This window comes from Pseudomonas putida (assembly GCF_004357765.1).
Classification (GTDB): Bacteria; Pseudomonadota; Gammaproteobacteria; order Pseudomonadales; family Pseudomonadaceae; genus Aquipseudomonas; species Aquipseudomonas putida_U.
Genome location: NZ_SMTE01000003.1, coordinates 126,884 through 149,761 on the forward strand (window position 1 = coordinate 126,884; position 22,878 = coordinate 149,761).

At 63.9% G+C, this 22,878-nt stretch carries 21 protein-coding genes; 9 read left to right on the forward strand and 12 right to left on the reverse strand.

What is annotated here, in order from left to right:
- Nucleotides 1-62 precede the first annotated feature (62 nt).
- Nucleotides 63-989: a LysR substrate-binding domain-containing protein gene (locus tag E2H86_RS05155; RefSeq protein ID WP_133325407.1), complete on the reverse strand. Its 927-nt coding sequence runs from the start codon at nt 987-989 to the stop codon at nt 63-65.
- Nucleotides 990-1,141: 152 nt separating this feature from the next.
- On the opposite strand from E2H86_RS05155, the gene E2H86_RS05160 reads away from it, so the two are divergent.
- On the forward strand, nt 1,142-2,530 hold the full coding sequence (locus E2H86_RS05160) for a NorM family multidrug efflux MATE transporter (RefSeq protein WP_133325409.1): 1,389 nt from the start codon (nt 1,142-1,144) through the stop codon (nt 2,528-2,530).
- A gap of 116 nt (nt 2,531-2,646) precedes the next feature.
- Here the strand turns inward: E2H86_RS05160 and E2H86_RS05165 are convergent, their stop codons facing one another.
- A complete protein-coding gene (locus E2H86_RS05165) occupies nt 2,647-4,314 on the reverse strand; it encodes a putative bifunctional diguanylate cyclase/phosphodiesterase (protein WP_133325411.1) in 1,668 nt (555 codons plus the stop codon).
- A 254-nt stretch (nt 4,315-4,568) separates the two neighbouring features.
- On the opposite strand from E2H86_RS05165, the gene rep reads away from it, so the two are divergent.
- Both rep and E2H86_RS05175 read left to right on the forward strand, forming a co-directional pair.
- On the forward strand, nt 4,569-6,578 hold the full coding sequence (gene rep / locus E2H86_RS05170; RefSeq protein ID WP_133325413.1) for a DNA helicase Rep: 2,010 nt from the start codon (nt 4,569-4,571) through the stop codon (nt 6,576-6,578).
- Between the two features lie 62 nt (nt 6,579-6,640).
- Nucleotides 6,641-7,213 (forward strand): xanthine phosphoribosyltransferase, encoded by a 573-nt coding sequence (locus E2H86_RS05175; protein WP_133325415.1) that lies wholly within the window; start codon nt 6,641-6,643, stop codon nt 7,211-7,213.
- A gap of 74 nt (nt 7,214-7,287) precedes the next feature.
- On the opposite strand, the gene E2H86_RS05180 is transcribed toward E2H86_RS05175, so the two are convergent.
- The 5 genes from E2H86_RS05180 to dadA all read right to left on the reverse strand — a co-directional run bounded on the left by E2H86_RS05180 (nt 7,288) and on the right by dadA (nt 13,039).
- Entirely contained in the window at nt 7,288-9,153 is a 1,866-nt protein-coding gene (locus tag E2H86_RS05180) for an acetyl-CoA hydrolase/transferase C-terminal domain-containing protein (RefSeq protein WP_133325417.1), read from the reverse strand.
- Between the two features lie 139 nt (nt 9,154-9,292).
- Complete coding sequence (locus E2H86_RS05185) at nt 9,293-9,715, reverse strand: c-type cytochrome (protein ID WP_196171396.1); 423 nt, start codon at nt 9,713-9,715, stop codon at nt 9,293-9,295.
- Between the two features lie 137 nt (nt 9,716-9,852).
- A complete protein-coding gene (locus E2H86_RS05190; RefSeq protein ID WP_133325419.1) occupies nt 9,853-10,401 on the reverse strand; it encodes a cupin domain-containing protein in 549 nt (182 codons plus the stop codon).
- Between the two features lie 112 nt (nt 10,402-10,513).
- The gene (gene alr, locus E2H86_RS05195; RefSeq protein ID WP_133325421.1) at nt 10,514-11,587 is read right to left on the reverse strand and encodes an alanine racemase; all 1,074 of its coding nucleotides are present in this window, start codon (nt 11,585-11,587) and stop codon (nt 10,514-10,516) included.
- A 147-nt stretch (nt 11,588-11,734) separates the two neighbouring features.
- The gene (dadA, locus tag E2H86_RS05200) at nt 11,735-13,039 is read right to left on the reverse strand and encodes a D-amino acid dehydrogenase (protein ID WP_133325423.1); all 1,305 of its coding nucleotides are present in this window, start codon (nt 13,037-13,039) and stop codon (nt 11,735-11,737) included.
- Between the two features lie 153 nt (nt 13,040-13,192).
- On the opposite strand from dadA, the gene dadR reads away from it, so the two are divergent.
- On the forward strand, nt 13,193-13,681 hold the full coding sequence (gene dadR / locus E2H86_RS05205) for a transcriptional regulator DadR (RefSeq protein WP_003258963.1): 489 nt from the start codon (nt 13,193-13,195) through the stop codon (nt 13,679-13,681).
- Nucleotide 13,682: 1 nt separating this feature from the next.
- Here the strand turns inward: dadR and E2H86_RS05210 are convergent, their stop codons facing one another.
- Nucleotides 13,683-14,036 carry a YkgJ family cysteine cluster protein gene (locus E2H86_RS05210; protein ID WP_133325425.1) on the reverse strand — a complete coding sequence of 118 codons (354 nt, stop codon included), beginning with the start codon at nt 14,034-14,036 and terminating at the stop codon, nt 13,683-13,685.
- 160 nt (nt 14,037-14,196) lie between these two features.
- Here E2H86_RS05210 and E2H86_RS05215 point away from each other — a divergent pair, with 160 nt between their 5' ends.
- Nucleotides 14,197-15,489 (forward strand): NAD(P)/FAD-dependent oxidoreductase, encoded by a 1,293-nt coding sequence (locus E2H86_RS05215; protein ID WP_133325427.1) that lies wholly within the window; start codon nt 14,197-14,199, stop codon nt 15,487-15,489.
- Nucleotides 15,490-15,502: 13 nt separating this feature from the next.
- Here E2H86_RS05215 and E2H86_RS05220 read toward each other — a convergent pair whose 3' ends face one another.
- On the reverse strand, nt 15,503-15,733 hold the full coding sequence (locus E2H86_RS05220) for a DUF1127 domain-containing protein (protein ID WP_133325429.1): 231 nt from the start codon (nt 15,731-15,733) through the stop codon (nt 15,503-15,505).
- 177 nt (nt 15,734-15,910) lie between these two features.
- Here E2H86_RS05220 and E2H86_RS05225 point away from each other — a divergent pair, with 177 nt between their 5' ends.
- Together E2H86_RS05225 and E2H86_RS05230 are read left to right on the forward strand one after the other, a co-directional pair.
- Nucleotides 15,911-17,341 carry an aminotransferase-like domain-containing protein gene (locus E2H86_RS05225; RefSeq protein ID WP_165976033.1) on the forward strand — a complete coding sequence of 477 codons (1,431 nt, stop codon included), beginning with the start codon at nt 15,911-15,913 and terminating at the stop codon, nt 17,339-17,341.
- Nucleotides 17,342-17,401: 60 nt separating this feature from the next.
- The gene (locus E2H86_RS05230) at nt 17,402-18,955 is read left to right on the forward strand and encodes a phospholipase D family protein (protein WP_133325433.1); all 1,554 of its coding nucleotides are present in this window, start codon (nt 17,402-17,404) and stop codon (nt 18,953-18,955) included.
- A 31-nt stretch (nt 18,956-18,986) separates the two neighbouring features.
- Here E2H86_RS05230 and E2H86_RS05235 read toward each other — a convergent pair whose 3' ends face one another.
- Nucleotides 18,987-20,126, reverse strand: coding sequence for an MFS transporter (locus E2H86_RS05235; protein WP_133325435.1), 1,140 nt, complete (start codon nt 20,124-20,126; stop codon nt 18,987-18,989).
- 141 nt (nt 20,127-20,267) lie between these two features.
- Nucleotides 20,268-21,761: an aldehyde dehydrogenase gene (locus E2H86_RS05240; protein WP_133325437.1), complete on the reverse strand. Its 1,494-nt coding sequence runs from the start codon at nt 21,759-21,761 to the stop codon at nt 20,268-20,270.
- Nucleotides 21,762-21,958: 197 nt separating this feature from the next.
- On the opposite strand from E2H86_RS05240, the gene E2H86_RS05245 reads away from it, so the two are divergent.
- Nucleotides 21,959-22,318: a cupin domain-containing protein gene (locus tag E2H86_RS05245; RefSeq protein ID WP_133325439.1), complete on the forward strand. Its 360-nt coding sequence runs from the start codon at nt 21,959-21,961 to the stop codon at nt 22,316-22,318.
- A 96-nt stretch (nt 22,319-22,414) separates the two neighbouring features.
- Entirely contained in the window at nt 22,415-22,615 is a 201-nt protein-coding gene (locus E2H86_RS05250) for a hypothetical protein (protein ID WP_133325441.1), read from the forward strand.
- 102 nt (nt 22,616-22,717) lie between these two features.
- Here E2H86_RS05250 and rpmG read toward each other — a convergent pair whose 3' ends face one another.
- Entirely contained in the window at nt 22,718-22,873 is a 156-nt protein-coding gene (gene rpmG / locus E2H86_RS05255) for a 50S ribosomal protein L33 (RefSeq protein WP_003253507.1), read from the reverse strand.
- Nucleotides 22,874-22,878 lie beyond the last annotated feature (5 nt).

Here is a 22,878-nt window from a genome sequence, read left to right on the forward strand (position 1 = left end):
GGCGCCGCAGACCAATACTTGAGTGCTGAATGTGGGTATTCGCAAACCTTTGCGAAAGACACTCAAGCCCGAGACAGGATGCTCACGTCCGGCAGTGCCACGGCTGCGGCCTCTTCCTGCAGAAACAGGCTCAGTCGCCGCAGGCGCTCACCACCGGGTCGAGTCCGGGGCCACACCATGTAGTAGTCCATGCCGCTGGGTACCGCCGTGGGCCACGGCAAGCTCAACCGTCCCTGGGCCACATCCTCGGCCACCATCAACAAGTCACCCATGGAAATGCCGTATCCCCGTGCCGCCGCGATCATGCCCAACTCCAGGGTATCGAACACCTGCCCGCCCTTGAGCGAGACCTTGTCGGTAAGGCCCATGCGTTCCAGCCATTCGCGCCAGTCGCGCTTGTCCGGGGTCGGGTGCAGCAACTCGATACCGGCCAGCCGGCGCTCGTCCCATGGGCCATGGTCGAGCAGGTCCGGTGCACCGACCGGGATCAGCAGTTCGGCAAACAACCGCCGCACTTCCCAGTCCGACGGGAACACGCCATCGCTGAGCAGTACCGCGCAGTCGAACGGCTCTTGGTTGAAATCGACGTGGTCGACGTCCATCCAGGCGCTGGTCAATTGCACTTCGTTGCCCGGTTGCAAGTGACGAAAGCGGCTCAGGCGCGCCAGCAGCCAGCGCATGGTCAGGGTCGAAGGCGCCTTCATGCGCAGGATGTCGTCTTCGCCGCGCAATGTGTCGCAGGCCCGCTCCAGAGCGGCGAAGCCTTCGCGCACGCCTGGCAACAGTGTCCGCGCCGCTTCGGTCAGTTGCAGGCTACGACCGCTGCGCACGAACAAGCGGCAAGCGAAGTGATCCTCGAGTGTGCGGATGTGCCGGCTGACCGCGCTCTGGGTGATCGACAGCTCTTCCCCGGCGCGGGTGAACGAGCTTAGCCGTGCGGCAGCTTCGAATGCGCGCAACGCATACAACGGAGGTAACTGTCTGGACATGTGGCACCTGAACAGCGGGAGGTGGGAGCAATGCCGAGAATCATATATGCATGAGTTCAACTCATGCCAATCATCGCTTTTATCCTTTTGTGCAATGTTGACCGAAGCCTCAGAATCGTCGCCTCGCTCACCTTTGGAACAAGGATCGCCCCATGCATGTCGCGCCCACCACGGAACTCAAGGCCCTGCTGCGCCTGGCCGGGCCACTGGTCGCCTCGCAGCTGGCGCACATGCTGATGGTGCTCACCGACACCTTGATGATGGCACGCATCAGTCCGCAGGCGCTGGCCGGCGGGGGGCTGGGTGCGGCGAGCTATTCGTTCGTGTCGATCTTCTGCCTCGGCGTGATCGCCGCCGTCGGCACCCTGGTGGCCATCCGCAAGGGCGCCAACGACATCGCCGGAGCGACCCGTCTTGCGCAGAACGGTGTGTGGCTGGCCTGGGGCCTGGCACTGATGGCGGCGCTGGTGCTGTGGAACCTCGAACCGGTGCTGTTGCTGTTCGGCCAGCAACCGGACAACGTCGCCGCGGCGGCAGAGTTTCTCACCCTGTTGCCGCTGGCATTGCCCAGCTACCTGACCTTCATGGCCCTGCGCGGTTTCACCAGTGCGCTGGGTCACTCGACCCCGGTGATGGTCATCAGCCTGGTCGGCACGGTGCTCAACTACCTGTTCAACCATGCCCTGATCGAAGGCATGTTCGGGCTGCCCAAGCTCGGCCTGATGGGCATCGGCCTGGTGACCGCGATCGTCTCGCTGGGCATGGCCATTGCCCTGGCACTGTACATCCGCTGGCACCCCACCTACGACGCCTATCCATTGCGCCAGGGGCTGTGGCGCCCTTCGCTCACGGCGCTGCGTGAGTTGTGGCGGCTGGGCCTGCCGATCGGCGGCACCTACATGGTGGAGGTCGGCCTGTTCGCTTTCGCGGCACTGTGCATGGGTGTGCTCGGTAGCACGCAATTGGCAGCGCACCAGATCGCCTTGCAGATCGTTTCGACCGCATTCATGGTACCAACCGGCCTTTCCTACGCGGTGACCATGCGCGTAGGCCTCTACTACGGCGGCGGCAACCTGCTGGCGGCGCGCAGCGCCGGGCGGGTGGGAATCGCGTTCGGCGCGACGATCATGTTCGGCTTCGCCGCGCTGTTCTGGCTGCTTCCGGAAGCGCTCGTGGGGCTGTTCATCGACCGCAATGACCCGGCTTTCGCGGCGATCTTCCAGCTGGCGGTGCAATTGCTGATGGTGGCCGCCTGGTTCGAGCTGTTCGACGGTATGCAGACCATCGCCATGGGCTCGATTCGCGGGCTCAAGGACGCCAGGACCACCTTCCTGATCGGCTTGGTCTGCTACTGGCTGGTGGGCGCCCCGAGTGCCTGGCTGTTCACCTTCACCCTCGGCGGCGGCGCGCTGGGCGTTTGGTGGGGTTTGGCGCTGGGCCTGGCGTGCGCGGCCGTGGCGCTGACGTTTGGCTTCGAGTGGCGGGTGAAGCGGATGATGCGCAAGGCACAGAACCGTGCCGGAGCTGCGGTTTCGGCCTGACGTCATGGCCTCTTCGCGGGACAAGCCCGCTCCCACAGGTACTCCACAGTGCTTGAAAACCGTGGAGTACCTGTGGGAGCGGCGGTTCGGCGCCCCGACTTGCCCGCGAAAGGGCCCTAGAGCGCAGCCACCAAATCCCGCTCGGGCACCTGCCGCAAATACTCCACCAGTTCCTCCACCGGCAGCGGTTTGCTAACCAGGAAGCCCTGCACCTGGTCACAGCCGAACTCGCGCAGCAAGGCCATCTGCTCGGGGCTCTCGACGCCTTCGGCCACCACCTCCAGGTTGAGGTTGTGGGCCAGGTTGATCATGGCGTGAACCAGCTTGCGGTTCTCCTCGCGCATCTCCATCTCGGCGACGAAGCTGCGGTCGACCTTGAGCAAGGCGATCGGCAGGCTGTTCAGGTGCACGAACGACGAGAACCCGGTGCCGAAATCGTCGAGCGAGAATCGCACGCCGAGCCGCCCTAGCGCGTCCATGGTCTGGCGCACCAGCTCGTTGCGACGCATCACGGCGGTTTCGGTCAGTTCGAACTCCAGCCAGCGGGCATCCACCCCATGTTCGATGATCAGTCGGCTCAGGGTCGCCAGCAGCTGGCTATCCTGGAACTGGCGGAAGCTCAGGTTCACCGCCATGTGCAGCGGTTCCAGGCCGCTTTCGCGCAGCGCCTGCATATCGCGCAGGGCACGGGAGATCACCCAGTAGCCCAGTGGCACGATCAACCCGCTCTGCTCGGCCAAGGGCACGAACTCGCTGGGCGGCAACAGGCCGCGCTCGGCATGGCGCCAGCGCACCAGCGCCTCGAGGCCAACGATGGCGCCGTCGGCCAGGTTCAGTCTCGGTTGATAGTGCAGTTCCAGTTCATCGCGACGCAATGCGCGGCGCAACTCACCTTCGAGATCGGCCAGGCTGCGGGCGTTGCGGTTGATGCGCTCGTCGTAGACATGGAAGGTACAGCCCTGATTGGCCTTGGCCTGGCGCATGGCAATGTGCGCATGCCACATCAACGGGTCGGGGCCGGCCTGAGCGCGAGCATGGGCCAGGCCCAGACTGCAGCCGAGCAGCAGGCTCTCGCCATCGATCCAGTAGGGCTCGGTGAGCACCTCGACGATGCGCTCGGCCACGGACTCGGCGCGGTTGACATCGCGGCGGGTGTCGATCAGCAGGGCGAACTCATCGCTGCCCAGGCGCGCCAGCTGGTCGCCGGGTTCCAACTGCTGTTTCAGACGCGCCACCACCTGCAGGATCAGGCGGTCGCCGCCCTGATGGCCGAGGGCATCGTTGACGTGGCGAAAGTTGTCCAGGTCCAGGTGGCCGAGCGCAACGCCGCGGCCATCGTGTTCGGCCAAACGTGCGCTGAGCAGGGCCTGGAAGCCCTGGCGATTGGCGATGCCGGTGAGAGGGTCCTGTTCGGCCAGACGCTGCAGGGTGGCCACCAGCACGCCGCGCTCACGCACATGGCGCAGCGAGCGGCGCAAGGAGTCGGCCGTCAGTTGCTCGCGCACCAGCCAGTCGCTGACTGCGGTCGGTGATTTTTCCGGCTCGTGTTCGAGCAACAGGATGGTCGGCAGCTCGCAACGGCCAGGTGCCGGCTGCAAAGCCGGGGTGGCAAGAATCACCGCTTGGCGGTCATGGCTGAAGATGCTGTCCACCGCCTCCCAGTTCGGCGCGGTCAACAGCACCGCGCTGCCCTCCAGGGGCAACAGGCATTGGCGCAACAGGGCAGCCCATTCCGGCTCATCAGCCAACAGCAGCAAACGCACAGGTTCGACAGGCGTGGACAAGCGGGCTCCTTAGGGGCGTGGACGGAAACGTTCTAGCCGGGGGCATGCTAGCGCAACAATGGCTCCCGACGCATTCTGTCGTGCATCCTGCGCGAATCGGGGCCAACCGGCAATGCGATTTTGCCACTTCTGCGAAGCGTCAGTAATAGCCCTTGGCTTGCAAAAGTCTGACTCACGCGTCAGACGGTCGCGCCATAACCGCCCCATGCCTGTTAGAATGCGCGGCTATTTTCTGGCGACCCCCGGTTTCTAGCATGTCCCGACTCAATCCCCGGCAGCAGGAAGCCCGTGACTACGTCGGCGGCCCTCTTTTGGTGCTCGCCGGTGCCGGCTCGGGCAAGACCAGCGTGATCACGCGCAAGATTGCCCACCTGATCCAGAACTGCGGTATTCGTGCCCAGTACATCGTCGCAATGACCTTCACCAACAAGGCCGCGCGCGAGATGAAGGAACGGGTCGGCACCCTGCTGCGTCCCGGGGAAGGCCGTGGCCTGACCGTATGCACCTTCCACAACCTGGGCCTGAACATCATCCGCAAGGAGCACGAGCGCCTGGGCTACAAGCCGGGCTTCTCGATCTTCGACGAATCCGACATCAAGGCGCTGCTGTCGGACATCATGCAGAAGGAATATTCCGGCGACGACGGCATCGACGAGATCAAGAACATGATCGGTGCCTGGAAGAACGACCTGATCCTGCCCGCCCAGGCGCTGGAGAATGCACGCAACCCGCGCGAGCAGACCGCCGCCATCGTCTACACCCACTACCAGCGTACGCTCAAGGCGTTCAACGCGGTGGACTTCGACGACCTGATCCTACTGCCGGTCAAGCTGTTCCAGGAGCACCCCGACGTGCTCGAACGCTGGCAGAACCGCGTGCGCTACCTGTTGGTCGACGAATACCAGGACACCAACGCCAGCCAGTACCTGCTGGTGAAAATGCTGATCGGCATGCGCAACCAGTTCACCGTGGTCGGCGACGACGACCAGTCGATCTACGCCTGGCGCGGCGCGCGGCCCGAGAACCTGATGCTGCTCAAGGAGGACTATCCCTCCCTTAAGGTGGTGATGCTGGAGCAGAACTACCGCTCGACCAGCCGCATCCTGCGTTGCGCCAACGTGCTCATCGCCAACAACCCGCACGCCTTCGAAAAGCAGCTGTGGAGCGAAATGGGCGTAGGCGACGAGATCCGCGTGATCCGCTGCAAGAACGAGGAAGCCGAGGCCGAACGCGTGGCGATGGAAATCCTCACCCTGCACCTGCGCACCAACCGACCGTACAGCGACTTCGCCATCCTCTACCGCGGCAACTACCAGGCCAAGCTGATCGAACTGAAGCTGCAGCACCACCAGGTGCCGTATCGCCTGTCGGGCGGCAACAGCTTCTTCGGTCGCCAGGAGGTCAAGGACCTGATGGCCTACTTGCGCCTGTTGGTGAACCCGGACGATGACAACGCCTACCTGCGGGTGATCAACGTGCCCCGCCGGGAAATCGGCTCGACCACCCTGGAAAAACTCGGCAACTACGCCACCGAGCGACGCATCTCGATGTACGCCGCCAGCGAGGAGCTGGGTTTGGGCGAGCACCTCGATGCCCGCTACACCGAACGTCTGCAGCGCTTCAAGCACTGGCTCGATGGGGTACGCCACAAGGTCGCCCTGGAAGACCCGATCGCCGCGCTGCACGAGATGATCCGCGACATCGACTACGAGAACTGGATTCGCCAGCAGACCGCCAGCGACAAGGCTGCCGAGTTCCGCATCAGCAACGTCTGGTTCCTGGTCGAAGCGCTGAAGAACACCCTCGAGAAGGACGAAGAGGGTGACATGACCATCGAGGACGCCATCGGCAAGCTGGTGTTGCGCGACATGCTCGAGCGCCAGCAGGAAGAGGAAGAGAACGCCGAAGGTGTGCAGATGATGACCCTGCATGCCTCCAAGGGCCTGGAATTCCCTTACGTGTTCATCATGGGCATGGAGGAGGAAATCCTCCCCCACCGCTCCAGCATCGAGGCCGACACCATCGAGGAAGAGCGCCGCCTGGCCTACGTGGGCATCACCCGCGCACGCCAGACCCTGGCGTTCACCTTCGCCGCCAAGCGCAAGCAGTACGGCGAGATCATCGACTGCACGCCCAGCCGCTTCCTCGATGAACTACCGCCGGAAGACCTGGCCTGGGAAGGCTTGGACGATGCGCCAGTGGAAGTCAAAGCCGCACGCGGCAACAACGCCCTGGCCGATATCCGGGCAATGCTCAAACGCTGATCAACCATTACTCTTTAACTTTGCCGCTTCGTGCGGCCACCTAGCTACATCGGAGATACACAGTGGAAGCACTGCAGCAGAAGATTCGCGAAGAAGGCATCGTGCTTTCCGATCAGGTTCTCAAAGTCGACGCGTTTCTCAACCATCAGATCGACCCGGCGCTGATGCAAAAGATCGGTGACGAATTCGCCCGTCTGTTCGCCGATGCCGGCGTGACCAAGATCGTCACCATCGAAGCCTCGGGCATCGCCCCGGCAGTGATGACCGGCCTGAAACTGGGCGTACCGGTGATCTTCGCACGCAAGCACCAGTCGCTGACCCTGACCGAGAACCTGCTGACTGCCACGGTGTATTCCTTCACCAAGCAGACCGAGAACACCGTGGCCATCTCGCCGCGTCACCTCAACAGCAGCGACCGCGTCCTGGTGATCGACGACTTCCTGGCCAACGGCAAGGCGTCCCAGGCGCTGATCTCGATCATCAAGCAAGCCGGCGCCACCGTGGCCGGCCTGGGGATCGTCATCGAGAAGTCGTTCCAGGGCGGCCGCGCCGAGCTGGACAGCCAGGGCTATCGCGTCGAATCGCTGGCCCGGGTGAAATCGCTGGAAGGCGGTGTGGTCAGCTTCATCGACTGATCGAGTCGTCTGCTTCGCGGGCAAGCCCGCTCCCACAGGGCTCTCTGCAGCACCTGTGGGAGCGGGCCCGGCGTTTACGAATGCCTGCTCGCAGCCAACCCCGCCAGCAGCAACCGCTGATACAGTTCCTCCTTGAGCCCCTGCGGATTTTCCAGCCCCATCCGCAGCAGATGGGCTTCGTACCCTTGCGGCCCCGGCGCCTCCAGCGTGGCCTTGCCCAACTCCAGCACCTCGCTCAGCTTGAGCTTGCTCTTCAACCAGTTCAGCGCGCGCAACAGATCCTGCTCCTGCGTCGTGAAATCGGTCCCCAGTGGATACTCGGGGAACATCCGTCCGTGCTCAGCACGCAGCGCCTCCAGACGCTGCGGTGTGTTGTCGGTGAACCGTGAATCGAGCTGGAAATCCCTGGCCAGCTTGCCCGCGTCCTTGGCCTGCGCCATCAGCTCGCCCTGGAAGCGCGAATCGCTGATCGCCAACAACCGCGCGATCACTTCGCTATCGGTCTGCCCACGCAGGTCGGCGATGCCGTATTCGGTCACCACGATGTCGCGCAGGTGCCGGGGAATGGTGCAGTGGCCGTACTGCCAGAACAGATTGGAAGTCACCTCGCCTCCCGCCTCGCGCCAACTGCGCAATAGCAGGATCGAGCGCCCGCCTTCCAGAGCGTGGCCTTGGGCAACGAAGTTGTACTGCCCGCCCACCCCGCTGAGTACCCGGCCGTCTTCGAGCTGATCTGCCACCCCGGCACCGAGCAGGGTCATGCCGAACACGGTATTGACGAAGCGTGCGTCGCGGCGCTGGCGGCGCTTGAGTTGCTCGTCGCCGTACAACTCGTTGATGAAGCTGATGCGGGTCATGGCGAAGCGCGCCCGCTGCTCCAGCGGCATATCGCGCAGGTGCTGGTAGAACGCCTGAGGCCCCAGGAAGAACCCGCCATGCACCAGAGCACCGTGCTCATCGGCCGGACGCCGCACCACCCCGGCCTCGACCAAAGCCAACAGGCCGTTGACGAACATCTCGCTGCAGCCATAAAGGCCTTCGGCAAAGCCGTCCAGGCCACCCTCACGCTCGATCAGGGTCTGCCAGGCTGCGATGCCCAGTGTCGAGAGCAGCGCCTGGTAGGCGGCGTTGTCGCGTTCACGCGCCAGCAGCGCCGCAGCCAGTGCATCGCCCATGGCGCCTATTCCGATCTGCAGGGTGCCGCCATCACGTACCAAGGCGCTGGCATGCAGGCCGATGCAATGATCCTGAAGGGTCACCGGCATGTTCGGCGTGGAGAACAGCCGGCGTTGCTCGGCCTCGTCGATCAGCAGGTCGAAGGCATCGATGGGCAACTCAGCATCACCTGGCATGTAAGGCAGCTCGCTATGCACTTGGCCGAGCATCAGGATGGTTTCCCCGGCGGCGCGGCGCTTGGCGATCATCGGCAAGAGGTCGAGGGTGATATCGGGGTTGCAGGCCAGGCTCAGGTGAATGGGTTTCTCCGGGGTAGCGGCCACCAGTTGGGCGATCAGGTTGAGGCCCTTGGCATTGATGTCACGAGCGGCGTGGCTGTAATTGCTACTGACGTAGTCCTGCTGCGCGGTTTCGCTGTGCAGCAGGCTGCCGGGCTGCATGAAGAACTGCTCGACGCGGATATTGGGCGGCAGGTTGTCGTTGCGCAGGTCGGTGAGGTAGGTGAGTTCTTCGTAATCGGCGAACACCCGCTCCACGAAGGGTTCGAGAAAGCGTCGTTGCAGACCATCGCCCAAGGATGGACGGCCGAGGGATAGCGCGGTGTAGAGGGTCAGACGGCGCTCGGGCAGTTCGCGCACACGGGCAAAGAGGGCGTTGACGAAGGCATTGGGTTTGCCCAGGCCCAGCGGCAGGCCCATGTGAATATGGGCCGGCAATCGTGCCAGGACCTGCTCGACGGCCTGGTCGAGGGAGCAGAGGTGCATCCGGGCCTCCTGAAACATCCGTGGGTTCAGGGGTTGGACACGAGGTTGGGCGGTTGGTTGCCCGCGAAATGGCCGGTATTGGCAACCCAAAAACAAAAGCCCGCCATCGATGGCGGGCTTGGTGCAATTCAGCTTTGACTCACAACCCCGACATCTTCTGGATCGCCCCTTTGAGTTCTTCGTCCGTGCAATCCGCACAGGTCCCTTTCGGCGGCATGGCGTTCAGCCCGGTGATGGCCTTGGCGAGAATCCCATCGAGGCCACCTTGATGATCGGCGCGTTCTTTCCACGCGGCGGTGTCACCGATCTTCGGTGCACCCAGCAGCCCGCTGCCATGGCAGGCGTTGCAGTGCTTGGCAATGATTTCATCGGGGGTCTTGGCACCGCCACCACCTGCGGCGGCGGCCACTTCCATCCCCTTGCACTCCTGGCCCTGCACACACACCTGCCCAACCGGCTCGAGGCGCTTGGCGAGGTCATCGTTGGTGGCGGCGGATGCGCCCAGTGCCCAGAGGGCGAAAACGGCTGCTGGTACGGCCAGCATCTTCTTGATTTGGTTCACGCGTACACCCTCATGGTGGCTAATCACGCCCGCGGCCACGGTAATGCGAGCGTTGAAAAGTATAGCGGGAACCCGGAACCCGTGGATACGACCCTACACCGGAAAGGGGTATTGCCGAATCAATGCACTGCGCTGGATCAAAAGTTCGAGGGGGTGGCCGCGCTGATCAACCGTGCCGGCTCATCGAAAGGATTGCGGAATCGGTGCGGTCGGGTGCTTTCGAAGTAGTAGCTGTCACCCTCTTCGAGGATGAAGGTTTCGGTACCGACCACCAGTTCAAGACGGCCTTCGAGCAGAATGCCGGTTTCTTCGCCGTCGTGGGTGAGCATCTCCTCGCCAGTATCCGCGCCGGGTGGATAGACCTCGTTGAGAAAGGCGATGGCGCGATTGGGGTGCGATTTACCGACCAGTTTCATGGTCACGGCACCGTCGGAGATGTCGATCAGCTCGTGGGCCTTGTAGACGATCTGCGCGGGGCTTTCGGCCTGCAGCTCTACGGAGAAGAACTCGACCATGGACATGGGAATGCCGCTCAGCACCTTGCGCAATGAGCTGATCGACGGGCTCACGCTGTTCTTCTCGATCATCGAGATGGTGCTGTTGGTGACACCCGCACGCTTGGCCAGCTCACGCTGGGACAGGCCCTTGAGCTTGCGGATGGCTTGCAGTCGTTCGCCGACGTCCAAAGCTGGAGCCTCCTGAATCGGTAGGGATGGGCGGGGTGGATGTGAACGATATCATGGCAACGCCGTTCAGTATTTACAACACACCACGCCTCAACCTGACCGCTTCAGCGGCTCATTCGCCGAAATAGTCCAGCGGCACCCGCTTGAGATTGCAGAAGATCTGGTAGGGAATCGTCCCGGCGCGCTGGGCCACATCGCTGGCCAGCACCTGCTTGCCCCACAGCTCGACCGGGCTGCCGACAGTGGCTTCAGGCACGTCGGTAAGGTCGATGCACAGCATGTCCATCGAGACCCGGCCAATCAACGATGCGCGCTTGCCGGCCACCACCACTGGCGTGCCCGTGGGAGCATGACGTGGATAGCCGTCGGCGTAGCCCATGGCGACCACACCCACCCGGGTCGGACGCTGGCCGATGAATTTGCCGCCGTAGCCCACAGGCTCGCCGGCGGGCAGCTCACGCACGCTGATCACCCGCGATTGCAGGGTCATCACCGGCTGCAGGCGCTCGGCCTGGGCCTGGGGTGTCTCGAACGGTGAGGCGCCATACAGCATGATGCCAGGGCGGACCCAGTCGCTGGGGGCCTGCGGCCAGGCCAGCACGCCAGGGGAATTACGCAGGCTGCATTCGGCGCTGAGGCCTTGGCGGGCGGCCTGGAACAATGCGATCTGTTGCTCGGTGGCATCGACGTCCGGCTCATCGGCCCGGGCGAAGTGGCTCATCAACACGATGCGAGCGACCTTGCCGCTGGCGAGCAGACGCTGATAGGCCTCGTGATAGTCCTTGGGGTGCAGGCCGACGCGGTGCATGCCGCTGTCGAGCTTGAGCCAAATGGTCAGCGGCTTGCGCACGGCGGTCGCTTCGATGGCCTCGAGCTGCCACAGCGAATGCACCACGCACCACAGGTCGTGTTCGGCGATCAGTGCCAGCTCGCTGGACTCGAAGAAGCCCTCCAGCAGCAAGACCGGTGCCTTGATGCCTGCGGCACGCAGCTCCAGCGCCTCCTCGATGCACGCCACGGCGAAGCCGTCGGCTTCGGGCTCCAGGGCCAGGGCGCAACGCACGGCGCCGTGGCCATAGGCGTCGGCCTTGACCACGGCAAGGGCCTTGGCACCGGACAGTTCTCGGGCCAGGCGGTAGTTGTGGCGGAGGGCTTGCAAGTCGATCAGGGCGCGGGCGGGGCGCATGGGGGCTGCCTTATGCTGGTTCACAAGTTGAAAACGGTATTGGCCTCTTCGCGGGCAAGCCCGCTCCCACAGGGTTTGCGCAGACCCACAGGTTGCGCGGTACCTGTGGGAGCGGGCTTGCCCGCGAAGAGGCCGGTACAGACGACCTTACTGCTGGTGGGCAGGCTCGGTCCGACCGTGCTTGGCCACTTCCCGCTCATTGCCATACCGCGAGATGTCCAGCCCTTGGGCACTGATCTGCGGCTTCTTGCGCGCAATCAGGTCCGCCAGCAGGCGACCGGAACCGCACGCCATGGTCCAACCCAACGTGCCGTGACCGGTGTTGAGGAACAGGTTGCGGAACGCGGTTGCGCCCACGATCGGCGTGCCGTCCGGGGTGGCGGGACGCAAGCCGGTCCAGAAACTGGCCTGACTCAGATCGCCGCCGCGAGGATAAAGGTCGTTGACGATCATCTCCAGCGTTTCGCGCCGACGCGGGTTCAGCGAAAGGTCGAAGCCCGCGATCTCGGCCATGCCGCCGACGCGGATGCGGTTGTCGAAACGGGTGATGGCAACCTTGTAGGTCTCGTCGAGAATGGTCGAGGTCGGTGCCATGTCGGCATTGGTGATCGGCACGGTCAGCGAGTAGCCCTTGAGCGGGTACACCGGCGCACGGATGCCCAGGGGCTTGAGCATCTGCGGCGAGTAGCTGCCCAACGCCAGCACGTAGCGGTCGGCGGTTTCCAGCTTGCCGTCGATCCAGACGCCATTGATGCGATCACCGGCGAAGTCCAGGCGTTGGATGTCCTGGCCGAAACGGAACTCGACACCCAGCTTGATGGCCATTTCAGCCAGCTTTGTGGTGAACATCTGGCAGTCGCCGGTCTGGTCGTTGGGCAGCCGCAGAGCGCCGGCGAGGATATCCTTGACCCCGGCCAAGGCCGGTTCGACGCGGGCGATGCCGTCACGGTCGAGCAGTTCGTAGGGCACGCCGGACTGTTCGAGCACGGCGATGTCCTTGGCCGCGGCATCCACTTGCGCCTGGGTACGGAACAGCTGGGTGGTGCCCAGGGTGCGGCTTTCGTAGGCGATACCGGTTTCGCGGCGCAGTTCGTCGAGGCAGTCGCGGCTGTACTCGGACAGGCGCACCATGCGCTCCTTGTTCACCGCGTAGCGGCTGGCGGTGCAGTTGCGCAGCATCTGCGCCATCCACAGGTACTGGTCGACGTCGCCGGTGAGCTTGATGGCCAGTGGCGCATGGCGCTCGAGCAGCCACTTGATGGCCTTGAGCGGCACACCCGGTGCAGCCCAGGGCGAGGCGTAGCCGGGCGAGATCTGGCCGGCGTTGGCAAAGCTGGTTTCCATGGCGACCGCTGGCTGACGGTCGACCACCGTGACTTCGAAACCTTGTCGCGCCAGATAATAGGCACTGGCGGTCCCGATGACACCGCTACCTAATACCAGAACTCGCATCGTCTAATCCTCGCACCGGCTACACGGCCTGTTTATTGAAATGGCATGGATGGGCGCAGTATAAAAAGACAGGCCCAGTGCAATTCACTATATAAAAGCCTATTATTGGCGAGAATTCTCGGCAAAATCGCCTTTCACGGAGGGGCATCCCCTATGAGAACCCAGCACCAGAGCAAGCGTGAACTGGACAAGATCGACCGCAACATCCTGCGCATCCTGCAGAACGACGGGCGTATTTCCTTCACCGAACTGGGCGAGAAAGTTGGGCTGTCCACCACCCCCTGCACCGAGCGCGTCCGCCGCCTGGAACGCGAGGGCATCATCATGGGCTACAACGCCCGGCTGAACCCCCAGCACCTCAAGGGCAGCCTGTTGGTGTTCGTGGAAATCAGCCTGGACTACAAGTCGGGCGATACCTTCGAGGAATTCCGCCGCGCGGTGCTCAAGCTGCCCCATGTACTGGAATGCCACCTGGTGTCGGGCGACTTCGACTACCTGGTGAAAGCGCGCATTTCGGAGATGGCGTCGTACCGCAAGCTGCTCGGCGACATCCTGCTGAAGCTGCCGCACGTGCGCGAATCGAAGAGCTACATCGTCATGGAAGAGGTCAAGGAAAGCCTCTGCCTGCCGATTCCGGACTGATTCAGACCAGCACTTGGCGAGTGCTGGCGATGAACTGGTGCACCAGCTGTTCGGCCTCGGGCTCGATCGGCTGCTCCGGGCCACGGCCACGTGGGCAGGCCAGGCGCGGGGTGGTGCCGAACAGACGGCAGATCATCGGGCGCTCTTCGTACACCGTGCAGCCGTTGGCCCCCAGGTGTACGCAGTCCAGACGTTCCAGGGCCGCGTCCTGTTCGGCCTGCGATTTGCGCGGCAATCGGGCCATTTCCTCGGCAGAAGTGGTGACCGGGCCGCAGCAGTCGTGGCAGCCGGGCTCGCACTCGAAGGAGGGAATGAGCTCGCGCAGGAAGTGGATCTTGTGGCGGTTGCAGGGCATGGCAGGTACAGCGCTGGGAATTTGCCTGGATTATAGGCCCATTCGCGGTGGTCCGGCGCCCCGATGAGCCCGCGAACGAGGACGCAGCGCTCGCCGGTTGCCGCTCTCCCAACCCCGGCTTATCCTCCCTCCCTCAGCCCACAGCCAGCAGGTCCGCCCCATGACCCACAGCGCGCAGCACGCCGCCTCCTACTACGCCGCCAGCAGCGCGCCACACCCGGACCATTCCTTCCTGCAAGGCGAACACGTCGCCGACGTGTGCATCGTCGGCGGCGGCTATTCCGGCCTGAACACCGCCATCGAACTGGCCGAGCGCGGCTTCTCGGTCGTGCTGCTGGAAGCCCGCAAGCTCGGCTGGGGTGCCAGCGGGCGCAATGGCGGGCAACTGATCCGTGGCGTAGGCCACGGCCTTGAGCAGTTCCTGCCGGTGATCGGCGAGCAAGGCGTGCACAGCCTGAAGCGGATGGGCCTGGAAGCCGTGGACATCGTGCGTGAGCGCGTCGAACGCCACGCCATCGCCTGCGACCTGACCTGGGGCTACTGCGACCTTGCCAACAAGCCCGCCGAACTGAAAGGCTTCGCCGAGGATGCAGAGGAACTGCGCAGCCTGGGCTATCGCCACGAAGTGCGGCTGGTCGGCCAGGACGACATTCACAGCGTGGTCGGCTCTGACCGTTATGTCGGCGGCCTGATCGACATGGGCTCGGGCCACCTGCACCCGCTCAACCTGGCCCTGGGCGAAGCGGCCCTGGCCAGCCGCCTGGGCGTGAAGCTGTTCGAGCAGTCCGAGGTCACGCGTATCGACCACGGCCCGCAAGTGCAGGTGCATACCGCCCAGGGCCGGGTGCGGGCCCAGACCCTGGTGCTGTGCTGCAACGCCTACCTCAATGGCCTCGACCGCGAACTGGGCGGCAAGGTGCTGCCAGCCGGCAGCTACATCATCGCCACCGAGCCACTGGGCGAGGAACGTGCACGCCAACTGCTGCCGCAGAACATGGCAGTGTGTGACCAGCGCGTGGCCCTGGACTACTATCGCCTGTCTGCCGACCACCGATTGCTGTTCGGCGGTGCCTGCCATTATTCGGGCCGTGACCCGAAGGACATCGCCAGCTACATGCGACCGAAGATGCTCAAGGTGTTCCCGCAACTGGCCGACGTGCGCATCGACTACCAGTGGGGCGGCATGATCGGCATCGGCGCCAATCGCCTGCCGCAGATCGGCCGCCTGGCCAGCCAGCCCAACGTCTATTACGCCCAGGCCTACGCGGGCCACGGACTGAACGCCACGCACCTGGCCGCACGGCTGCTCGGCGAGGCGATCAGCGGCCAGGAAAGCGGGCGCTTCGACCTGTTCGCCAAGGTGCCGCACATCACCTTCCCCGGCGGCAAGCACCTGCGCTCGCCGCTGCTGGCGCTGGGCATGCTCTGGCACCGGCTCAAGGAACTGGCCTAGGGCCTCTTGGCCCTCATTCTTTCCAGAACGGCTTACGCCCCTCCTCCCAGGCACGCTCACGGGTGATTCCGATATCACGCAGTTGGTCTTCCGTGAGCTCCAACAATGCCCTGCGGGTGTGCCAGCGGTGCAGCATGAGGGCCCAGCGTCCGAACCCGGCCGGCGCGTCGAAGACCTGATTCCGCTGTCCGGCCTCCAGTTCCTTGGCCAACAGCTGCAAGCGCACATCACTCATGCCACCCATCACTGCATCCTCACGTTCAGTTGATACCGTGGGGAAAGCATGCCGCCGACAGATGCTTCAATACAGATCCAAAATCAGCCTATTATTCCCATACAGAACGGGCTATCTAACAGCTGAATGGCGGATTTTCAGCGTATCTGTACTGGTCGACACCCACATACCGCGCAGGAGTCTGCCGTGACGCTCTATCTCAACCTCGCCGAGCTGCTCGGCGCCCGTATCGAGCAAGGTCTCTACCGCCCCGGCCAGCGCCTGCCATCGGTACGTGCCCTGAGCGTCGAGCACGGCGTCAGCCTGAGCACCGTGCAGCAGGCCTACCGCATGCTCGAGGACAGCGGCATGGTCGCGCCCCGGCCGAAGTCCGGCTACTTCGTCTGCGAGCATCGACACCTGCCCGCCCTGCCCGCGGTCAGCCGCCCGGTCCAGCGCCCGGTGGACATCTCCCAGTGGGAACAGGTGCTGGACCTGGTACGCAGCACCCCGCGCCAGGACGTGATCCAGCTCGGCCGCGGCATGCCCGATATCGACAGCCCTACCCTCAAGCCGCTGCTGCGCAGCCTGGCCCAACTCAGCCGGCGTCAGGACATGCCTGGCCTGTACTACGACAACATCCACGGCAACCTGGCCCTGCGCGAACAGATCGCCCGCTTGATGCTCGACTCCGGCTGCCGCCTGGGTGCGGCCGATCTGGTGGTGACCACCGGCTGCCACGAAGCGCTGTCGTGCAGCATCCGCGCGGTGTGCGAGCCAGGCGATATCGTCGCGGTGGATTCGCCCAGCTTCCACGGTGCCATGCAGACCCTCAAGGGACTGGGCATGAAGGCCCTGGAGATCCCCACCGACCCGGTCACCGGGGTCAGTCTCGAGGCCTTGGAACTGGCGCTCGAGCAGTGGCCGATCAAGCTCATCCAGATCACTCCGAGCTGCAACAACCCCCTGGGCTACATCATGCCCGAGGCTCGCAAGAAGGCCCTGCTCAACCTGGCGCAACGCTACGACGTGGCGATTCTAGAGGACGATGTGTATGGCGACCTGGCCTATACCTACCCGCGCCCACGTACCCTGAAGTCGTTCGACGAAGACGGCCGCGTGCTGCTCTGCAGTTCGTTCTCCAAGACCTTGGCTCCCGGTTTGCGCATCGGCTGGGTCGCCCCCGGTCGCTACCTGGAGCGAGTGCTGCACATGAAGTACATCAGCACCGGCAGCACTGCCAGCCAGCCACAACTGGCGATCGCCGACTTCATCCAGGGCGGGCACTACCAACCGCACGTGCGCCGCATGCGCAGCCAATACCAACGCAGCCGTGACCTGATGAGCGACTGGGTGACACGTTACTTTCCTGCCGGTACCCGCATGAGTCGGCCCCAGGGCGGGTTCATGCTGTGGGTGGAACTACCTGAACATTTCGACACGCTGCGCCTGAACCGCGCTTTACTTGAGCAAGGTGTGCAGGTCGCCGTGGGCAGCATCTTCTCGGCTTCGGGCAAGTTCCGCCATTGCCTGCGCATGAATTTCGCGGCACGGCCCAGCGCGCAGATCGAGGATGCGGTGCGCAAGGTCGGCGAAACCGCCCTTCGTCTACTGGAGCAAGATGCAAACCAGGCGTAACTTTGCGCCCCTCCCGACAGTCCAACCTCCCAAGACCGTGCCGCACAGGACCATGAAACCTTGAGATTCCAGCGAGCTCTGCCTCTTCTGCTGGCACTGCTGCTTGCCCTGGGCGGCTGCGCCAGCACCGACGGCCCGCGCACGGTCAGCCAGGCCCTGGCCGCCAGTGACTCGTCCCTTGGTCGCTCGGTATTGCGCCAGGCCGCCCCTTACCAAGGGCAATCGGGGTTTCGCCTGCTGCCCAACAGCAACGAAGCATTCCGCGCAAGGGCCGAGCTGATCCGCAACGCCCAGTCGAGCATCGACCTGCAGTACTACATCGTCCACGACGGCCTCAGTACCCGGGCCCTGGTCCATGAGCTGCTGCGCGCCGCCGACCGTGGCGTGCGCATCCGTATCCTGCTCGACGACACCACCAGCGACGGCCTGGACACCCTGATCGGCACCCTCGATGCCCACCCCAACATCCATATCCGCCTGTTCAACCCGCTGCATCTGGGCCGCAGCACCGGCGCCACACGGGCCATGGGCCGGTTGTTCAACCTCTCGCGCCAGCATCGGCGCATGCACAACAAGTTGTTCCTGGTGGACAGCGCCATGGCCATCGTCGGCGGACGCAACCTCGGTGACGAGTATTTCGACGCAGAACCCAACCTCAACTTCACCGACATCGACCTGCTGGGTGTAGGCCCGGTGGCCGAGCAGCTCGGACACAGCTTCGATCAGTACTGGAACAGCGCCCTGAGCCGTCCGATCGGTGAATTTCTCTGGCACAAACCCACCCTTGCCGACCTGCACGACAGTCGTCGTCGACTGGAGGTCTCCCTGGCCGAGGCGCGTACCCAGCGCAAGGCCCTGTACGATCGGTTGATGGCTTACCAGTCGCGACCCCATCTGGATGTCTGGCGCAACGAACTGATCTGGGCGCACAGCCAGGCCTTGTGGGATGCGCCCAGCAAGGTCCTGGCCGAGGATGAGCCGGACCCTGCGCTGCTGATGACCCGACAATTGGCGCCGGACCTGAACAGCGTCAACCGGGAACTGATCATGGTCTCCGCTTATTTCGTTCCTGGTGAATCGGGGTTGCTGTATCTCACCGGCCGCGCCGACCGGGGCACCTCGGTGAAGCTGCTGACCAACTCGCTGGAAGCGACCGACGTGCCGGCCGTACACGGTGGCTACGCGCCGTATCGGCGGGCACTGCTCAAACATGGCGTGCAGTTGTTCGAGCTGCGCCGCCAACCCGGTGACCCCAGCGCAGGGCGACTGAGCTGGCACGGAAGCTCCGATTCGAGCCTGCACAGCAAGGCCATCGTGCTGGATCGACGCAAGACCTTCATCGGCTCCTTCAACTTCGACCCGCGTTCGGTACTGTGGAACACCGAGGTGGGGGTGATGGTAGACAGCCCGGAGCTGGCCGAATACACCCGCGAGCTGGCACTGCAGGGCATGGCCCCGGCGCGTAGCTACCAAGTGAAGCTGGTGGAAGGCAAGTTGGTCTGGGTCACCGAGGACGATGGCCACCGTCACATGCTGACGTCCGAACCGGGCGGGCTGTGGCGTCGGTTCAACGCCTGGGTGAGCAAGGCGGTCGGCCTGGAGAAGATGCTGTAGCCGGGGGTACGCATAGCGGCCCCATGGGCCGTCAGGCTGATACTGGCTCGAACGCTCCGCGCCGCTGGGTCAAAACCACCAATCCCGCAGCCCCAGCCGCCATCAGCCACAGCAGCGCATGGCCGCTGATCCACTGGCTGCCAGCCCCGGCCAGCAGCGGCCCGAGCAGGCAACCGATGCCCCACAGCTGCGCCACATGGGCGTTGGCGCGCACCAGCGCATCATCCCGGTAACGCTCGCCGATCAACACCAGCGACAAGGTGAACAGGCCGCCGGCACTGGCCCCGAACAGCACCCATAGCGGCCAGATCACCAGCGTGTGCAGTAACAACGGGATCGCCAGACTGGAGCCCAGCAACGCTACCGCGCAGCCTGTGAACAAGGTGCGCCGCGACATGCGGTCGGCCAGGGCACCGATCGGTAACTGCAGTACCGCATCGCCGACCACCACGGTACTGACCATGAACAGCGCGATTTCCGTGCTGAAGCCCTGTTGCAGGCAGTACACCGGCAGCAGGGTGAGGATCATCGCCTCGAACGCGGCGAACAGGGCGATGGCCCAGGCGATCACCGGCAGCCGTCGGCAGAAGCCGAACAGGTCGCCGAAGGTCACGCTGCACGCTTCCGTGCTCGGTGCCCCGCCGCGGCCCAGCAACAGCAAGGGGGCCAGCATCAGCAGGCCGGTCGCTGCCCAGAAGCCGAAGTCATCGTCGGAGCCGAGAAAGCCCAGCACCAAAGGTCCGGCCAGTTGGCTCAGGGCGTAACTGCTGCCGTAGAGCGCCACCAGGCGCCCGCGCCATTGCTCGACCACCAGCTGGTTGATCCAGCTCTCGCCGAGGATGAACACGACGGTCAGCGACATACCGATCAGCAGGCGCAGCGCCAACCACAGCGGGTAGCTCGGCAGCAACGCCAGCAGGCCGATCGACAGCGCCCCGCCCCACAGGCACAGGCGCATCGCGGCAGGCACGCCGACCCAACCTGCCAGGCGGCTGGCCAGGCTGGCACCGACCAGCACGCCGATGGCCGGCATCGCCGCCATCACGCCAATGGCGAACCCGCCGTAGCCCCACCCCTCCAGGCGCAAGGACACCAGCGGCATGCTCACGCCGAGCGCGAGCCCGACACTGAGCACCGACGCCAGCACGGCAAAGTAGGTTCCCCAACGCATAGCGGCCTCCCAGGCAGATTTTTCCAGGTCCATTCGCGGGACAAGCCCGCTCCCACAGATTTACCACCGGCATCGAAAGTCGTGGAGAACCTGTGGGAGCGGGCTTGTCCCGCGAATGGGCCGCAAAGCGGCCCCAGCGACTTACAGCTTGATCCAGGTCGCCTTCAGCTCGGTGTACTTCTCCAGGGCGTGCAGCGACTTGTCACGGCCGTTGCCCGACTGCTTGAAGCCGCCGAACGGCGCGGTCATGTCGCCGCCGTCGTACTGGTTGACCCAGACGCTGCCCGCGCGCACGGCACGCGCAGTCTTGTGGGCTTTGGAGATGTCCGAAGTCCAGATGCCTGCGGCCAGACCATACGGGGTATCGTTGGCAATGGCGATGGCTTCTTCGGCGGTGTCGAAGGCGATCACCGACAGCACTGGGCCGAAGATTTCTTCCTGGGCGATCTTCATGGCGTTGGTCACACCGTCGAAGATGGTCGGTTCGACGTAGGTGCCACCGGTTTCTTCCAGGGTGCGCTTGCCACCGGCCAGCAGTTTGGCGCCATCCTTGTGGCCGGCGTCGATGTACGACAGCACGGTGTTCATCTGCTGGGTGTCGACCAGAGCACCGACGGTGGTCTGTGGATCCAGCGGGTTGCCTGGCTTCCAGCCTTTCAGGGCCTCGACCACCATGGGCAGGAACTTGTCCTTGATCGAGCGCTCGACCAGCAGGCGGGAACCGGCGGTGCACACTTCGCCCTGGTTGAAGGCGATGGCGCTGGCAGCGGCTTCGGCAGCGGCCTGCAGGTCCGGCGCGTCGGCGAAGACGATGTTCGGGCTCTTGCCGCCGGCTTCCAGCCAGATGCGCTTCATGTTCGATTCGCCGGCGTAGACCATCAGTTGCTTGGCGATCTTGGTCGAGCCGGTGAACACCAGGGTATCGACGTCCATGTGCAGGGCCAGGGCCTTGCCGACAGTGTGGCCGTAGCCTGGCAGCACGTTCAGCACGCCCGCCGGGATGCCGGCTTCGATGGCCAGCTGGGCGATGCGAATGGCGGTCAGCGGGGATTTCTCGGACGGTTTGAGCACCACGGAGTTACCCGTGGCCAGGGCCGGGCCGAGTTTCCAGCAGGCCATCAGCAGTGGGAAGTTCCACGGTACGATGGCACCGACCACGCCGACCGCTTCACGGGTGACCAGGCCCAGCTGGTCGTGTGGGGTCGGGGCGACTTCGTCGTAGACTTTGTCGATGGCTTCGGCGGTCCAGTGAATGGCGTTGGCCGCGCCCGGAACGTCGATGCTGGAGGAGTCGCTGATCGGCTTGCCCATGTCCAGGGTCTCGAGCAGCGCCAGCTCTTCGACGTTCTTGCGCAGCAGGTCGGCGAAACGAATCAGCTTGGCCTTGCGTTTAGCGGGTGCCAGTTGCGACCAGACGCCGGAGTCGAAGGTGGCACGGGCGTTTTCCACGGCCCGGTTGGCATCGGCCAGGTCGCAGCTGGCGACCTTGGCCAGGAAGCGTCCGTCGACCGGGCTCAGGCAGTCGAAGGTTTCACCGGAGACGGCATCGGTGTATTCGCCGTTGATGAAGGCACGGCCTTCGATCTTCAGTTGCTGGGCACGCTGTTCCCAGTCTGCACGAGTCAGGGTGGTCATACGAAACTCCTCCTCTTGTTTAGGTGCAACGCCGCACTGAGGACTCACAGGCGTTGTCAGAATTCTGGCCGGGCGACGAGCGCACACTGGCACGCGATACCCTAAACCAGCCTGTGTAAACTATCAATATATTTGACACGAACGGCTCAAAAGCCTACTGATGTGCATTTTATTAAACAATCAACAGGAGCCGCACCATGAGTATCGACAGCATCATCGACTTCGCCCAGGTCCTGACACAAGCCGAACGCTACCGGCCGGCGGCAGAAAAAATCCTCAAGGGCGAACCTGACCAGGCCGTCTACAACCACTACTCGAGCCCCTGCGGTCAGTTTGCTGCAGGCGTGTGGGAAGGCGAGGTGGGCCAATGGACGGTGAACTACACCGAGCATGAGTATTGCGAGATCGTCCAGGGCGTCTCCGTGCTGCGCGACGAGCAGGACAACGCCAAGACCTTGCGCGCGGGCGATCGATTTGTCATCCCGGCCGGCTTCAAGGGCACCTGGGAGGTGCTGGAGCCTTGCCGCAAGATCTATGTGATGTTCGAGAGCAAATGATCGATCGGCGGGGCGGTATCCGGTTAACGCCAGGCAGCGAGGCAGTCACTGGATCATCGTGGCGTCCATCTCGGACACCACTCAAGGAGAAACACCATGACCACCGATATCCTCGCCCCAGCCCGTCACGTCATTGCCAGCTGCTACGTCGAAACCGTCAAGCCTTACATTCTCGAGCTGACCGGGCTGGCCACGGCTGCAGGCCCGAACGACATCACCACCCGTGACATCCGCGGGGATCGCGTGATGATCATCGTCGATGACAATGGCATCATCACCGGCCTGAAAATCCAATAAGTCCCCGCCGGGACGAAGAGGCGCCTTTCGAGGCGCCTTTTTCATGCGCAAAAAAAAACCCGCGTCCTTGCGGATGCGGGCTTTTTTTAGGTCGCCGATCAATTACTTGATCTTGGCTTCCTTGTACACCACGTGCTTACGAACAACGGGATCGTATTTCTTGATCTCGATTTTGTCCGGAGTGGTGCGCTTGTTCTTGTCGGTGGTGTAGAAGTGGCCAGTGCCAGCACTCGAAACCAGACGGATCAATTCACGCATGACGT